The organism is Pedobacter glucosidilyticus DSM 23534, from assembly GCF_000425145.1.
GTDB lineage: Bacteria > Bacteroidota > Bacteroidia > Sphingobacteriales > Sphingobacteriaceae > Pseudopedobacter > Pseudopedobacter glucosidilyticus.
On sequence record NZ_KE384311.1, the window covers coordinates 314,686 to 331,041 of the forward strand.

8 protein-coding genes are annotated in these 16,356 nt (G+C 35.8%); all 8 read right to left on the reverse strand.

Features of this window, described 5'->3' with window-relative positions:
• Nucleotides 1–10: 10 nt before the first annotated feature.
• On the reverse strand, nt 11–3,148 hold the full coding sequence (locus H510_RS0114435; RefSeq protein ID WP_245584841.1) for a SusC/RagA family TonB-linked outer membrane protein: 3,138 nt from the start codon (nt 3,146–3,148) through the stop codon (nt 11–13).
• 220 nt (nt 3,149–3,368) lie between these two features.
• On the reverse strand, nt 3,369–4,787 hold the full coding sequence (locus tag H510_RS19675; protein WP_026904965.1) for a T9SS type A sorting domain-containing protein: 1,419 nt from the start codon (nt 4,785–4,787) through the stop codon (nt 3,369–3,371).
• A gap of 18 nt (nt 4,788–4,805) precedes the next feature.
• A complete protein-coding gene (locus H510_RS0114450) occupies nt 4,806–8,234 on the reverse strand; it encodes a polysaccharide lyase family 8 super-sandwich domain-containing protein (RefSeq protein WP_026904966.1) in 3,429 nt (1,142 codons plus the stop codon).
• Nucleotides 8,235–8,496: 262 nt separating this feature from the next.
• A complete protein-coding gene (locus H510_RS0114455; protein WP_425413806.1) occupies nt 8,497–10,104 on the reverse strand; it encodes a sodium:solute symporter family transporter in 1,608 nt (535 codons plus the stop codon).
• 68 nt (nt 10,105–10,172) lie between these two features.
• Entirely contained in the window at nt 10,173–11,237 is a 1,065-nt protein-coding gene (locus H510_RS0114460; RefSeq protein ID WP_026904968.1) for a Gfo/Idh/MocA family protein, read from the reverse strand.
• 102 nt (nt 11,238–11,339) lie between these two features.
• Complete coding sequence (locus H510_RS19030; RefSeq protein ID WP_245584842.1) at nt 11,340–11,981, reverse strand: L-rhamnose mutarotase; 642 nt, start codon at nt 11,979–11,981, stop codon at nt 11,340–11,342.
• Nucleotides 11,982–12,018: 37 nt separating this feature from the next.
• Nucleotides 12,019–13,944, reverse strand: a complete 1,926-nt coding sequence (locus tag H510_RS19035) for a right-handed parallel beta-helix repeat-containing protein (RefSeq protein WP_051291259.1) — start codon at nt 13,942–13,944, stop codon at nt 12,019–12,021.
• Between the two features lies 1 nt (nt 13,945).
• Nucleotides 13,946–16,351 carry a glycoside hydrolase family 2 TIM barrel-domain containing protein gene (locus H510_RS0114470; protein ID WP_026904969.1) on the reverse strand — a complete coding sequence of 802 codons (2,406 nt, stop codon included), beginning with the start codon at nt 16,349–16,351 and terminating at the stop codon, nt 13,946–13,948.
• Between the last annotated feature and the right edge of the window lie 5 nt (nt 16,352–16,356).

Consider the following 16,356-nt stretch of genomic DNA (forward strand, 5'->3'; position numbering starts at 1 on the left):
ATCAATCAGTTTATAAAGAAACATTAAATCCAAACACAATTGTTTTAGGGCGAGGATATGCAGAATAATCAAACCCTGGTGTTAAGGCCGAGTAGTAAACGGCAACTTCAGGATCAAAACCAGTGTAGTTGGTAAAGGTTAATAAATTTTGTGCCGAGGCATAAACTTTTACCGATTTAACTTTTAAGCGTTTTAATACGGCTGGAGGAATGTTATAACCTAAAGCAACGGTTTTTAATCTTAAATAAGAACCATCTTCTACAATACGACTTGAGTAAGCGTTTGGACCTTGCCCGTTTACTCTAAACATAGTGGTATTGGTGTTTTCTGGAGTCCATCTGTTTGAAAAAGTTGCATATTGGTTTAAGCCTGGTCTGTTACCTGCTTCAAACAAAAGTCTGTTTGCATTTAAAATATCATTACCATAAGACCATTGGAAAAACAGGTTTAAATCAAAATTTTTATATCTGAAATTATTGCTAAAACCTCCTTGATGTATCGGGTAACCTCTTCCTATTACCGTTCTATCTAAATCGTTTACAACACCATCGGCATTTAAATCTCTGTATTTGATATCACCGGGTTTTATTAATGCTCTTGTATTACCATTGGTAGCAACGTTATCTTTTAACTGATAAGCTCCACTTGGTAATAAATCAAAATCATCATAATTGTATACGCCTTCCCAGATGTAACCATACATTTGACCTAAAGGCTGACCCAGTTTGGTAATATATGCTGGTATTTCTCTGAAATTTTGATCCCAAGGCACTGTACGTATTAAGCTTTCTTGATTTTGGCTAAGCTCTAGTACTTTATTTTTATTAAAAGCGATATTGATAGAAGTACTCCATGAGAAGTTTTTAGTATCAATATTCTGACTGATAACACTTAATTCTAAACCTTCGTTTGATGTTTTACCTATATTCTTAAATGCAGAACTGTATCCAGTTGAGTAAGGAAGTAAAGCGTTAAGTAATAAATCTGATGTTACTTTTTTGTAATAATCAGCAGTAAAAGTAATACGTTGTTTTAAAAAGCCTAAATCAAATCCAATATTGGTTTGGGCTGTAGATTCCCACTTCAAATCTGGATTTGCAATAGAACTTAAATACATACCTTGTACTAAGTTATTATTGAAAGAATAGAAACCATTGCTTGTTGGGCCAGTGTTATCAAAATTTATTTCGGCAAAAGTGGGATAATCATTTACACGGTTATTACCTGTAACACCATATCCTAACCTAAATTTAGCATCAGAAAATATGTTTTGGTTTTTCATAAAATCTTCATTAATCACTCGCCATGCAAATGCTGCAGAAGGGAAATAACTCCATTGGTTATTTTGTCTAAATTTTGAAGAACCATCAGCCCTAAATGATGCTGTTATTAAATATTTGCTTTTGTAATTATAGTTAATTCTTGAAAGGTAAGACATCAAAGACCAATCTGTATTTAAAGAGGTTACTGGTTGTTGTATACCTTGGCTTAAGCCTGCTAAACCCAATATTTCATTAGGCAATTGTGTTGCTCTTAAACCATATCTTTTAAAAGTATTTTCCTGAAATGTAACACCACCCACTAGGTTAATAGTATGGTCTTTATTTATTTTTTTATTGTAAGTAATGATGTTTTCGTTTAACCATGTATTGTTATCAGTATAGGTAACAGCACCATTTACTTTATCAGTACTACCAAAGTAGCCATATCTGGTTTGTGAGTTATTGAAAACATCTTGTCTGGTAGAAGTATTATTAACCCCTCCGGATATTTTAATTTTTAAATCTTTTGCAAGCGCATATTCTAAAAACCCGTTAGCTACTAAACGGTTGGTAAATGTTTCTCTAAGCTCATTTCTTGCAGATAAAATAGGATTTATACGATAATCGTTTAACGGGTTATCAATTTCAGGATCTAACAATAAATCGTCTAGCTCTACCCCTGTGGCCGTAACCGGACGATATCCCCAAACGCTATACATTAGATAATTCATAGCCGAGAAATTTTGGTCTGGTGTGGCTGGATTAGATCCGAATGTTTTGGTACCAGAGTACAATACATTGGTACCTACTTTAAGTTTATCATTAAAAGTCTGGTCTAAAGTAAACCTACCCTGTTTACGGTTAAAACCAGAGTTTATGATGATTCCTTTTTGATCGAATATATTTCCAGATAATGAATATTTGGTGTTTTTTGTACCTCCTCTTATAGATAGAGAATGGTCTTGCATAGGCGAGCTTTGGAATAATCTATCTTGCCAATCTGTACCTTCTGCATTTCTGTAATCTTCTAATGTTTTACCATCTCTAAAATAATTAAGCTGTATGCCAACCGGATCACGCTCTGCTTGTAGTTTTACAAACTCATAGGGTCCCATAACATCGATAGTATTGATGATTTGTTGAACACCTACGTAACCTTGGTAATTGATTACCGGCGGACCTTCTTTACCTTTTTTTGTGGTAATTAGGATTACACCATTTGCTCCTCTTGCGCCATAAATAGCTGTTGCAGAAGCATCTTTTAATACTTCTATAGACTCTATTTCTGCCGGATTTAATACTCCAGCATTTGCATCCTCAGTAGGAAAACCATCAATAACATATAATGGTGAGTTATCTTGTGTTAAAGAGTTTGCCCCTCTAACCACAATGTTAACACCAGAACCTGGTTTACCACTTTCTGAGCTTACTTGTACACCGGCTATTCTACCTGCCAATGCTTCTATAGCAGAACCAACTGGGGCTTTTTGTAACTCTTCCATGTTTACAGAGCCTACAGAACCTGTTAAATCTCTACGTTGCACTTCACCGTAACCAATAACAACGACTTCACTTAAAGCCTTATTATCAGATCTTAGTGCTACATCTATGGTGGTTTTATTACCAATTACAACCTCTTGTGTGGTAAAACCTAGATAACGAAACTGTAAAATAGTGGTGGCGGCTGTAGGCACTTTGATGGTATACTTACCATTGATATCTGTAACAGCGCCTAGTGTACTTCCTTTAACAGCTACACTTACACCAATTAAGGGGTCTCCTAGAGCAGCATCGGTAACCTTACCCGTTATTTGCCTTGTTTGCTGTGCTTGTAAACTTACTAGCGGAAGCATGAATAAGATTAATATTGAAATCTTCCTAATCATATATTTTTAGTTTATAGTGGTTTTAATTTTTTACACCATGTATATGGTTGATGTAAAAGCTTATCCAAATTTGGGTATTGATTACATTAAAAAAGGGGTAAAATTTAGTGTGAATAGGGGTGCAAATTCTTTAAATATTAGAAATAGCTTATGATTAAAGCTATTTCTAATATAAAAATTTTCATCAATTGGTTCATCATGATGAATGATGATTATCATTTTATTTTTTTACAAATTTTGTTTGTGCGTTTAAGCCATTAGCTGTTATTCTGGCAACGTAAACACCTGCTTGAATGGTAGGGATTGCTATCTTAATTGCATTATCACCTGCTTGTAGGTTTTGGCTACTTTCAAAAACTTTTTTACCACTAATATCATAAACGGTAATTTTAGCTACTGTAGAAGAAGAAGCATTAATGTAGGCATTTAAAAGACCTTCTTCATTAACATATACTTTAAAGTTTTGGTTGCTTAAAGATGATTTAACCGCCACCAATTGGTTATAAATAGTTTCGGTACCATCAAAATCAACTTGCTTCAATTGGTAATAGTTATTGCCATTTAAAGGATTATTATCCGTATAGCTATAATTTTGTATAGCGTCTGAGTTGCCTTTACCATTTATGCGTGAAACAAATTTAAAGTCTTTGTCCTCTCCTGCTCTAAAAATTTCGAAATGAGAATTACTTTTTTCTGAAGCTGTTTTCCAGTTTAAAAGAATACCGCTAGCTGTATTTTCTCCTGTAAAAGAGGTAAATGATACTGGTACTGTACTTGCTGGATAGGTTACAGAAATATTAGAAATTTTAACAGTTTCTTGGGTAGCATTTGAAGAAAGAGTAAATGAAATTGCATTTATATTTGTTTGTGTATAGGCTGATGAAGCTTTAGGAAAATCCTCGGCATATTTTACACCATCAACATAAACATGATAAGTATTAGCTGGAATATTTACAGAAGGATTTGTACCATAGCTATAAGTTGAAGATGTAGAATTGCTATTCGCAAAAATTTCAACAACTTGAGATAAACTGGCTTTGATTAAGTAGGGAGTTGCTGTATTAACTTGATTAGCAGGAGAACCATCAAGCGGTCTATATTGTGTTATAAAGCTTCCGCTTCTAATAACTCTAAAAGTACCAAAAATATCCCCTGCACTACTGAAAGGACTACTGGAGCTAATTAAAGCTGAGCCGCCAACTGTATTACCAAATGCAATAACTAAGGCACTATTTGCAGTTGCAAAAGCAGGCATATCTAATGTAAACTTAAATTTAACTAAAGGGTTAGCATTAGCAATATTAAAAACAGCAGCTTTAGCTATGCTCGTAGTAGAGTTTTTAATAGATAAAACATCTCCTTCTAATTTAAACTCTCCGTTTGTTCCATAGCATAGTGCTCTTAATCTGTAAGCACCATCTGTAATATTTGGAAAAAATCTTCCTTGAATACTTGTTAAAGAACTTGGCAGAGGAGATTCAAAATATTTATTATTTACACCCGCTGCAGTTGTGTCATTAGCTGGCGAGGCCCCTCTGTTTAAATTAACATTTATAATTTTGTTAAAAGGTAAAAATTGTGCTTTTGCTATACCAGAACTTAACAGTAAGCCTAAGCCAAGAAGTAGTTTTCTTTTCATAATTTTAATTATTTGGTTTTATTTTTTAATGATTTTTTTTGTAATAAGGGTTTGATTTTCTGATGCACTTATCATATACATACCCGCACTAAGAGTAGAAATATCTAGTTGTATAAGTTTTTGTTCCTGTACGCTGTAAGTTTTATCAAATACTTCTCTGCCAAGCGTATCATGGATACGTACTCGTATTTGTTTCCTAAATTCATCAGGATACTGTAAGAAAATTTCTTTGTCGCTAGGGTTAGGATACAGGATCAATTCTGATCCTGCTGTTAATAATTTTACACTAATAGTTGACTCATAACTAATAGTACCATCTTGATCTGTTAAAAGGAGTTTATAATACAACTGAGGATAATAGCTAGGGTAATTTTTATCAGTAAAAGTATAATCAGTTACAGCATTGGTGTTTTTTGCTGCATCAATAGTGTAGATAGGTTCAAAATCAATACCGTTTACACTTCTGAACAAGGTGTAAAAATTGGTATTACGCTCTGTAATACTTTGCCATTTTAAAGCTATACCTTCTGGTTTAACAGTCCCTTCAAAACTATTCATCTCAACGGGCAAGGTTGTATCCTTAACCAGTACTAAACTTGCAGAAAAACCATCCTTTAAAGTGAAACTTGCATTTAAACCATTGGTGATTTGCGCTAAAGCTGCATTATTAGTATTATTTACCACTCGCCACTTACCTGTTAAGTTTACAGTGATTAAGCTAGCAGATGAAACCCAACCACTAGTTGCGTTGGTTACGGCATTTAAATCAGGATTAGCAATTTTAACAATTAAAGTATCTCCGGCCTCTCTCAAGGTTAACAAAGCTCGTCCAGATATTCCTTTAAGGTAACCTACATTGATATTGGGTTGTGGTAAAAAGCAAGTGTAGGATATGATATTTGCCGGAATATAGCGTACAGCATGTACAGAATCTGTTTGTTTTAATACTTGATAAATTTCTCCGTTTGTTATACGCTGCGCTAATGCATTCATATTTTGTGGAGAAATATTTGGTACCACCGTATAATGGTATTTTGCCGAAGTTGGTCTGGTACCGTGTAATAACCAAGCTTTACTTGCATTTGCTGTTGATGTAGTGCTGGTATTATTAGTAGTATGTTGTGGGGTAGACTGCTGCCCTCTAAATACTTGTATGTTTCCATTTCCTACCGGGATATAATAACCAGTAGTTTGTGCGTTTACCAACCATACCGGATTAGTTGTTGTAGAAATCTCGCCGCTATATGTAGTACTTGTTGGTGTTGAAGAGTTTAAATAAATAGCCGGATTAGAACTGGCATTAACACCCTGAAAAAGAGTTGTGATAACTTGATTTGAGTTATTGGTAGCACTAATATTACTACCTAAGCAAACCAATAAAGAATCAAAAGTAAATACAGATTTTTTAAATTTTAAGTTATTAGCGGTGTATTTAGAGCCTGCGTCTTCTATAAAATTCATCCCAAATACGCCATAATTACCATCTGCTAAGGCTCCAACAAAATTATCTGCCTGATATTCTGATGCAGTACCCGCAATTAAAGGTTTTAAATTATCATACGCTAAACGTAAACTGGTTGTGCCTGGCATCATATTCCAATCCCAGCCGGCACCATTTGCTATATAACCAGATGATGCTAAACTACCGTCGTACAATATTTCTAAAGAACCATAGCTTTGGTAACGTCCGTATCTATTTGCTTCGCTATAAATTTCGGCTCCAAACATATAATCAGTAAAACCTCGCATAGCTGCCATCCATCTGCCTTTCCGCATGATACCAGTTTGCCCGTAATTAAACTGATGGAAACCATCTAGATTGATATTGGCAACGTTATACCTATTGGTTTGAAAAATGTAATTATAAAACTTTGCCATTTCTGGCTCAAAACTGCTTCCAAGCAAATCTCCGCCAACGGTAATTAATCTTTCAAAAGCAGTTACATTAACCGGAACGCCAGATGGGAAAGGGCCTCTACCTGATGCTGCATGTGGATAAATTGCTCCTTTAGAGGTTTCTAAGAAAAGACTTTTCATAAAGAAACACATCTTTTCATAGGCTGTTTGGGTAATTCTAAAAGGTGTTCCTCTGAGTTCGAAAGCTCTGGTTATCCAAGTAGCGTAGGCATAAGCATAACTAATATGTTGCGAGTTATGATGAAAAAAAGTACCATCTGGTTTTATACCATCCAGTGCACCTTGACTTATCTCTACCGCATATTCTAAAAAAGCAGAAAATTCTCTTAAATCTCGAGCTATTTCATCATGATTAGCTCCTAGTAAAGCTAATTCTATCAAAAAATTAGACTTTACGTGTATGAAGTCTGTATTTTGTCCTGGCGTTGGATTTATTGCATAAATTTTATTAAACTCATGAGACCATTTCAACATTTTTAACACTTCTGCTTGAAGTGCCGCATCTTGTATATAAGGGTATGCTTCTAAGAAACCTATTGGAAAATTACGCGATGCAGTGTAATCATTATAAGGCATTACATTTCTGGCTCCTTCTGCCAAACCCTGCTCTAAAACAAGATAAGCTAATAATTTTTGTAGCAGATTATAGGCTGTAGCATCATTATTTACAGCATGCGCTCTGGCTAAAGCACCACAATGGATAGAAATAGTTAGTAGCGTAGCTTCATCAAATACGTTTACACCTACACCTTTTAAAGAACCATCAGGATTAGTGGTAATGTCTAAACTATTTACATAATCTTTAGCCGCTTGTAATACTGTTGTATTGGGTGTAGTAAGTGTTCTGTTATAAGTATTTCTGATGGTTTGAATGGCAGAAATTTCTGCTTGTGTAGCACTAGGTATATTTTGCTGCGGTTGGTTTAACCAATTTACTAAACCCGAAGTATATGGCGAAGTAACAACAAAATGTTGCACATCTAATCTTAAATGTGGCCCCGGAATACGTTGTTCTGTATTTCCTACAAAAAGCATTTCATCTAGGTAAAGTGTATTTAGACTAGTAGAAGACGGACGATACACCACTTCCATCCTGTTTAAGGTAAAAGAAAAAGACTCGTTACCATTGTTATAATCATACCTATAACTTCTATGATACTCTCTCCAACCGGTATAATTTAGTAACATACGGCCTTGTCTTCTTAAAACACCACCAGTATCATAAAATCTAAATAATAAAGTATCTGTACTATTTCTAGAGCTGTAAACCAAAAACTGTGCACAGCTTGATGAAAAATTCCCTATTTCAGAGGAAGGAATATTAAGGTTATTTGCAGTTAAAACTGAACCACTTTGAGGTAACCACTTTAAAGATTTAGCCCCTCCTTTTACATGCTCATCACTCAATATAATTTGCCCACTGTTGGTAGACCAATTATTAGGTATACTAGAATTGAAATCAACAAAGCGTTGTTGCGCCCATGAAACTGTTTGTATACCCGTAAGAATAATCAGTAAAAGTATCCTCATAAAAAATTCATTTATTGGTTTTAATATGCTTGGTTAGCATTAACCGAATTTGGAGAACTTTTACTTCTTAAAAGGGATATTAATTAGTTTGTTAAGGGGTAAATATTAGTTTAAAACGTGTTTGAAGCGTATTTTTATTTATCTGATGTTTTTTACGAGAAAGGTAATATTTATAAAAGAGACACTGCCAGTTTAAAAATTAAACATAACATTGACTAATTTTCAAATACAAGAATAAAAAAGCTGATAAAATTATCAGACCTTAATGTCCATTAAATACGGTGTATAGAATAATCATTACAGCTATGAGTAAAGCCCATAGTAACCAAACCGTTTGAGAGGGTTTAGCTAAATTACGGCTATCTAAAGTATTGTTGCTATGGGTTATACCTTTTTTATCTGCCAAAGTAATGATAAAAGCTAATGCCGATAGCAATATAAAAATATAAAAAGAGAGTAAGAGAAAATGTGGCCAAAAATCAAATTTTGCTACCGGATAAATCCATAAGTATAAAACACCTATACCTAAACTGATAATTGTACCTCCTATTAAAGTAAAATTTGCTGCTTTTGTAGTGGTCTTTTTCCATAATACACCAAATAGAAACACTACTGACATTGGTGGAGCTATAAAACCTAAAATAGACTGAAATACATCAAACAAGTTTAAGCCTTTAATACTATCTATAGCTAAAGTTAAAAAGATAGCTATGATAGCGCCTATTACATTTACCAACCTGCCCGTTTTAACAATTTGCTTTTGTGTAGCGTTTGGATAATATTTCTTGACATAGATATCCATCGTGTAAACGGTACTTAAAGAATTTAGTGCCGATCCAATAGTACTCACCAATGCAGCTATCAATACAACAATGATTAACCCGGTTAAACCTGGAGGAAATAAACGTGTTACCATAGTCATGTATGCTTCATCTGGATTGTTCAAATCTGGATATAATACATAACATAATATACCTGGAATGATGAATAGCGGCACATCTAAAATTTTTAACCAACCGATGAGATTTACTCCTCTTTGCCCCTCTTCCAAGTTTTTTGCTCCTAAAACAGACTGTACCATAGATTGATCTGTACACCAAAACCATACTCCCATAATGGGATAACCTAAAACGATAGCCAACCAAGGATAATTTTTATCATCAGCTGGTAATAATAAGTTCCAGTATGAGGCAGGTGTTTGCTCATAAACAGCCATCATACCTCCAGCTTTATTAAAACCTATGATCACCAATAATAAAGAAACAGCTATCAGTAACAACATTTGGAAAACATTGGTATAGGCAATGGCTTTTAAGCCCCCGGCAATGGAGAAAAATGCAGCTAATATCACCATAGTAATAACGGACGCCCACATAGGAAAACCTAGCAGTTGTCTAATAAGTATACCACCTGCAAATAGTGTTAATGCCAACCATGAAATAAGAATTGTGATGAGTGTATACCAAGCTAGGATATTTCTAGTTGAGTTTCCAAAACGTTTTCCCATATATTCTGGTAGAGTTAAAACTTGCGCTTTCAGATAACGTGGTGCAAATACAACTGCTAATAAAAATATGAATACAAAAGCATACCATGCAAAATTACCTGCTACCAAACCGGTGGTATAACCTATACTAGCCGATGCAATAAGCATAGAAGGACCCACGTTTGTTCCCCACATGTTCAAACCTATACTGTACCATTTTAAAGAGTTTCCAGCAAGAAATAAGTTCTCCCCTTCTGGCTTTTTTTTGACAAAACTTACCCAATAGCCTAAAGCCAATAAACTAAGTAGATAAACAATGATAACAGTGTAATCCAGAAAATTAAGGTATTGATGGATATCTTTCATAACTTTTATGGGCTTCATCCCGAAATCCCTCTTGATGAGAGAGTTGGTTGATTATTTTATTTTATAATTTGGTTTCTATTGTTTAATTACAATCCGTAATTGTTAAGAATATTTTTAATTTTTACCGGCATACCTGTTTTTAAAGATTTATCCATGGCTTGTAATAAAGCTACGGTTCCTATCCCCTCTTGCATATCGGGGTAAGCGGTAAAATTCTGTTCAATGCTATCGGCAAAGTATTCTAAATAGTTTTGATACTCGCCCGCATGGTGACTTTGCCCTTCAAAACGGAAATAATATTTTAAGGTGCTATCGCCCCAAATGATGATTTTTTCTTCTCCTGTTTTATCGGTTACGGCATAACGCAATTCGTGGTAATCTGCTTGGCTGGCACCTTCTGTCCCTCTTAAAATGGTACTCATACCGCTATCTCTTTGTGCAGGTTGCGTGGGGCCGGTATAAGCACCACTTACTCTGGCAATTCTGCCATCGCTAGCCTTAAAGATGAAGTGCATGGTGTCTTCATTTTTTAAGCCACCTTTTTTACCGTTTTCGCTTAACATGCCATAACCCATCACTTCTTCTATGTTGGGTAAATACCAACGTATAAAATCTACCGGGTGACTTAAACCTCCGTACAACCATTTAAAAGATGATTCTAAAGCCCAAGGCTTTTCTAAAAACCACCTATGGTCTGCATGGTATTGCGCTTCTATGGTAATTAAATCTCCAATTAAACCTGCTTCAAAATCTTTTCTTTGTCTTTTAGCAGGCTCGAAAAAACGAGAACTTTGTCCAACAAATACTTTCTTGCCGCTTTGCTTACTTAATTCTAAAAGCTCTTTAGCATCAGCCAAATCGTCAATAAATGGTTTGGTACAGATGACATGCTTACCATGCTTAAGTGCCATTTTCACATGTTCTGCATGTAATTTATCAGGCGTATAAATAGCAATAGCATCTATCTCCGCATCATTTAACATTTCCTGATAACTGGTAGTGTAATGATGAAAATCAAACTCTTTAGCTCTTTGCTTGCAAGCCTCTTCGCTTAAATCGCACATCATCTTTAACTCAATTTTTGAGCTATTTAAGGCAGCCGCAATGGTACTTCTACCTTCTCCTAAACCTAATATTCCTAATTTTAACATGGTGTAGTTGGTTGGTTGGTTAGTTTGTTAGTCCCGATAGCTATCGGGAGTTAGGTGGTTAATTTATTGATTGGATTTTAGGGTCTTTTTACTTTATACTTTCTACTTTATACTATTAAAAAACACCCATGTTTCTCCTTTGGTGGTTCCGGCTATTCCTTCTTGATATTTACTCATAATTTTATTCCACTCGTTTACCCTAGGGTTATTTTCTGTTGTTTTTGGGTTTAACTCGTCTAAAGTTTTTCCTTTCGGGATGCTGATAACCAACATCAATTGTCTGCCGTTTTTAAACAAAAGCAATTGTTGGAAACTGGCATTACAAAAGCCTTTTGAAACCTCTGGCCACTCTTTAAACTGTGTGGCATGATATTTTAAATATTCGTTTTGCAAATTAGTATCGGCTACTAAATTGGCTGTTAACAGAATGTGTTCCCAATCCTTAGCTGTAGTCGTATCGGTACAATAAGAACGGTTAAACTCATAAAACAAATCATCATGTTGTTTAAGTTCTGCTTCGGGAAATCTCATTTTTAAGCTATCGCCTAAAGCGGAATTAAGGCCTTTTCCATAAACTACAAAATGCGTTTTCCATCTAAAAAGCTGCTCATCTTCTTTCAATAAAGCTTTTAGCTGATTGATGGTCGCCTCGCTAGTATCCTGATAAAGCATTTCTATGATAGCTGGCTTTTGCATATCAGGCTTTTGCTTTGGAAATTGGCAAGCGTAAACCTGTACCATCATCCAAAAGGAAAAAACAAGGCTTATGTACTTTAAAAAACTACTTTTTAGCATCATTATAAAAATTAATTTCCCAACGTTTATCTGCTGCAACTTGCTCTTTTAAAAGGTGTTGATATGATTTTTGTAAGCCAGCCGCCTGCTTAATTTCTGTTTTAACCATAGGGCCATTATTTATCCATATGTTATTAGGACCGTTGGCGTTTTGCAGGAATTTCTCTGCCGGACACCAATTGTCTTTTACGGTAAAATAACTCGTTCCTTCATCGGTATAGAAATAAAACCAATGCTCTGGTAAATGGGCATAAGGTGCTTTGTAAATACTATCAACCACATTTTCTGTGATGCTAGAACCTGGCTGGGCCGATAAAGTATAAAACCCAGCAACATCATACAAATGTTTAGCATAATGATGTATTTTATTAGCATGTATGCGATTATTGCTCATGGTGTTGATGGTTTTTGTCCAACCCCAACCTACGGAGATTCCAGTATAAGAAACCTCATTAATTTCATTGTAAGCGATGTTAATTCCTTTCACAAAACCAGCTCCAATACCTACACAACCCCAATCCTCGTGAGTTACATTGGTAATGAGGTTATTGGTAATTTGTAAATTTTGGGTTAGCTCTCTTTCATCTTTAGGCTGATAAGGCAAATGGGCTTCCATAGCTTCATCAGAAAAAACACCGGCTAAAATGGCCGAGCCACCAATATCTTTAAATAAATTGCCATTGATAGTATCTTGCAAATTGCCTCTTTGGTAGTCTAAACCGATAGAAGAAAGGTATTGAAAACGGCAATTTTGAAAGCTGGTAGCTGTTGTATAAGCTGCTTCTACAGCCGCTTTTGGTCGGCCTACCCAAGCTTGGTTTTCTAGACCTGCTTTATCTGGCGTTCCAGGGATTTTTAATTTATAGGCATCCAAAAGAAACAAGCCAGCTTGCAAAGGCACATGCCCTTGCTGCGACGGACGTAACCAATTGCTGTATTGGAAAGCAATATTATCAAACTTTACATGACTTACAGGCTGCTCAGCTGTACCTTTTATTTGCACTAAATTTTCTAGAACAGGTGCTATAACTTCGGTTTTATTAAGCTGCTGATTTGCTTTTGGCCAGTAATAAATTTTTCTGTTGGCTTTATCTAAAAACCATTCGCCGGGTTCATCTAAAAACGCTAAAGCATTACTGAGGTAATAAGCCGAGTTTCCGGTTTCTTTAGAAATCCAAGGGGCTGGCCAAGGGTGTTCTGATTGTATTTTACTTTCTGGTTGGTAAAAAAACAACTCGGCTTGATTGCCTTTTGTTTGTATACTTTTAATTCTAAGAACAGCTATTGCCCACCATTGGTGGATAAACATTTCCATGCCAGGAGCATATTTTAAACCCGATTTTGGAATTTCTATGGTACAGCTTTCTGTGGCTTTATTCCAAGCTAAAATTCTATCCATTTTAACATCTGGGGTACTTTTTGCCCTGGTAGCTTTCTCGCCCCCTACCCATAACTGCCTAAAATCTATCGCATTATCAGCGATGACAGGCACATCAGCCACATAAACATTTCCTTGCGCTATTGCTGGCAAGCCTGCTATTTTACTTGTTACTTTTTTCCAGTTTTGGATGTTGATACCGCCACTTAAAATAGCTTGTTGTTTACCTAAAGATTTGATAATGGTTGGCGATTGTGCCGTTCCAGAATCTTCTGGTCTGATAAAAACAGGCTGCTCTAACTGGTAAACTCCACCTTCTAGGTAAATGGTAATACCATCTTTTATAGCCGGATTTTTTAATCGTCTTAATTCTCTTGCTTGTCTTAAAGCAGCATCTAAACTAGCTAAAGGCTGCTCTTTTGTTCCTTTATTTTGGTTATTCCCTTTCGGGGATACAAAAATTTCTGTAGCAGCAATAAAATGATGATGAAGGATGAATACCGCAAAAGCTGCTATAAATTTCGTTTTGATCATCTTATTTAGTTTTGATGTTTATACTTACCGGTTTAAAGCCATCCGCCTCAGCGGTTAAAACTATTTTACCGGCATGCTGACTAGCTTTTACAACGGCTAAAGCTTTACCTTTCCAAAGTTTACGATTAGGTTTACTTAGTGAGCTTAAATCGGCCTGATAACCGTTATCTGTTCCTGCAATTTGCCCTGCTCCACTAAGGGTAAATTTGATAAGATTATCTGCATATGGGATGATTGTACCTGCCTCGTCTACCAATGTTGCGGTAACAAAAGCCAAGTCGTTTCCATCAGCGTTAAGCTTATTTCTATCTACATTTAAAACAATATGGTGTGGAGCGCCAGCAGTACGAATCTCTTTCTCTAAAACAACTTTACCATTTAGATAAGAAATGGCTTTTAATGTACCTGCCTCAAAAGGAACTTTCCACGAAACATGCAATTCATCAGTAGTTTTAGCTTTTTTACCTAAAGATTTACCATTCAAAAATAGTTCAACTTCATCAGCCTGGTTATAATAAGCCCAAACATCTACCACTTTTCCAGCTTGCCAATTCCAATGCGGTAAAAGATGTAAAACAGGCTGGTTTGTCCACTCGCTTTGGTACATGTAATATACATCTTTAGGAAAACCTGCTAGATCTATAATGCCATAATAAGAGCTTCTGGCGGGGAAATCATAAGGAACGGGTTCGCCCAAATAATCAAAACCTGTCCACACAAAAATGCCCGACATGAAATTTCTGTCTTTTACCGCTTTCCAAGCTTTTTCATGACTGGTACCCCAATAAGCGGCAACATTATCATAAGCGGTTACGGTATAATCTGGGTTGCCATTTACCACAAATTTATCTTTAGAGCTTGCTGGCCATAAACGTAAGGTATCGGCTAAATCATAAACCCCACGGGTTTGTAATGCCGATGTTGTTTCTGCAGCAATTAAAGGAATATCGCCAAAACGTTTTGGTAAGCTATCATAATCAAAATATTTATAGTTGAAGCCTAAAACATCTAAAGCATTGCTTTTCCAGATGAAGTTTTTTGCAGGCTCTGTCTCTGTTAAAGCGGTGGTAACTGGCCGGGTATTGTCATGCAGTTTTACAATTTTGCTCAAGTTGGCTGCTATTTTAGTTCCGGTACTATCAAATTGTTCTCTAATCTCGTTACCAATGCTCCACATAAAAACCGATGGATGGTTGCGGTCTCTTTTTACTAAATCGGCTAAATCACGTTCATGCCACTCTTCAAAATCTCGGTGATAATCAAACTTATTTTTGCGTTTCTTCCACATATCAAAAGCTTCATCCATTACCAAGAAGCCCATTTTATCGCATAAATCTAAAAACTCTGGTGCTGGTGGGTTGTGCGCTGTTCTTATAGCATTTGTCCCCATGGCTTTCAGTATTTCTAATTGCCTTTCCATAGCTCTAACATTTACAGTAGCGCCTATAGCACCTAAATCATGATGCAGACAAACTCCTAGAATTTTTGTAGGCATATCATTTAAGTAAAAACCGTTCTTAACATCAAACCTAAAACTTCTAATTCCGGTGGTCGTCTTTAGCTCGTCTACCAATACTTTGTTTTGATATACTTTGGTGATGACCTGATACAAATTAGGCTCTTGTGGCGACCATAAAGCAGGATTTTTAACATTTAGATTTTGTGTGATGATTCCGCTTAATTGATTAACCGGTACCGTTTGAATGTTACGAGCAACCAGTTTGCCTTTTGCATTTAAAACTTTTACTTCTACTTCTAGCGGTGATTTTAAAGTACTGATATTTTCTAGCTGTAGCTGATGTTTTAGCGTAGCTTCATTGGCAGAAACTTGTGGTGTGGTTACAAAAACACCATGTTGCGCAATAGCTATTGGGTTAGTAATCAGCAATTTTACATTTCTGTAAATGCCCGAGCCACTGTACCATCTAGAGTTTGGCTGCTGGCTATTGTTTACCCTTACGGCGATGATATTTTCTTGATTTGCTGGTTTTAAATGCGGCGTAATATCATATTGAAAAGAGATATAGCCGTTTGGTCTTTTTCCTAAAAACACGCCATTTATCCAAACTTCGCTATGCTGATAAACACCATCAAATTGTATAGAAACTGTTTTATTCTGGGTATTAGCTGGTGTTTTAAACGTTTTACGATACCAAGCAATACCGCCCGGTAAAGCACCGCCTTGATTGGTTGCGGGGTGCTCTTCAGCAAAATCAGCCTCGATGCTCCAATCATGAGGCAAATTTAATTTACGCCAAGCATCATCATTAAAAGCTATATTTTTTGCTTCTGGCTCATCGTCTAGCTTAAACTTCCAATCGTAATTGAAATTTATTTGTGTACGAGGCTGTGCAAAAACCTGAGTGTATAAACTAAGAATAAAAATAAGGCTCCAGAGTTTCTTCATGATGA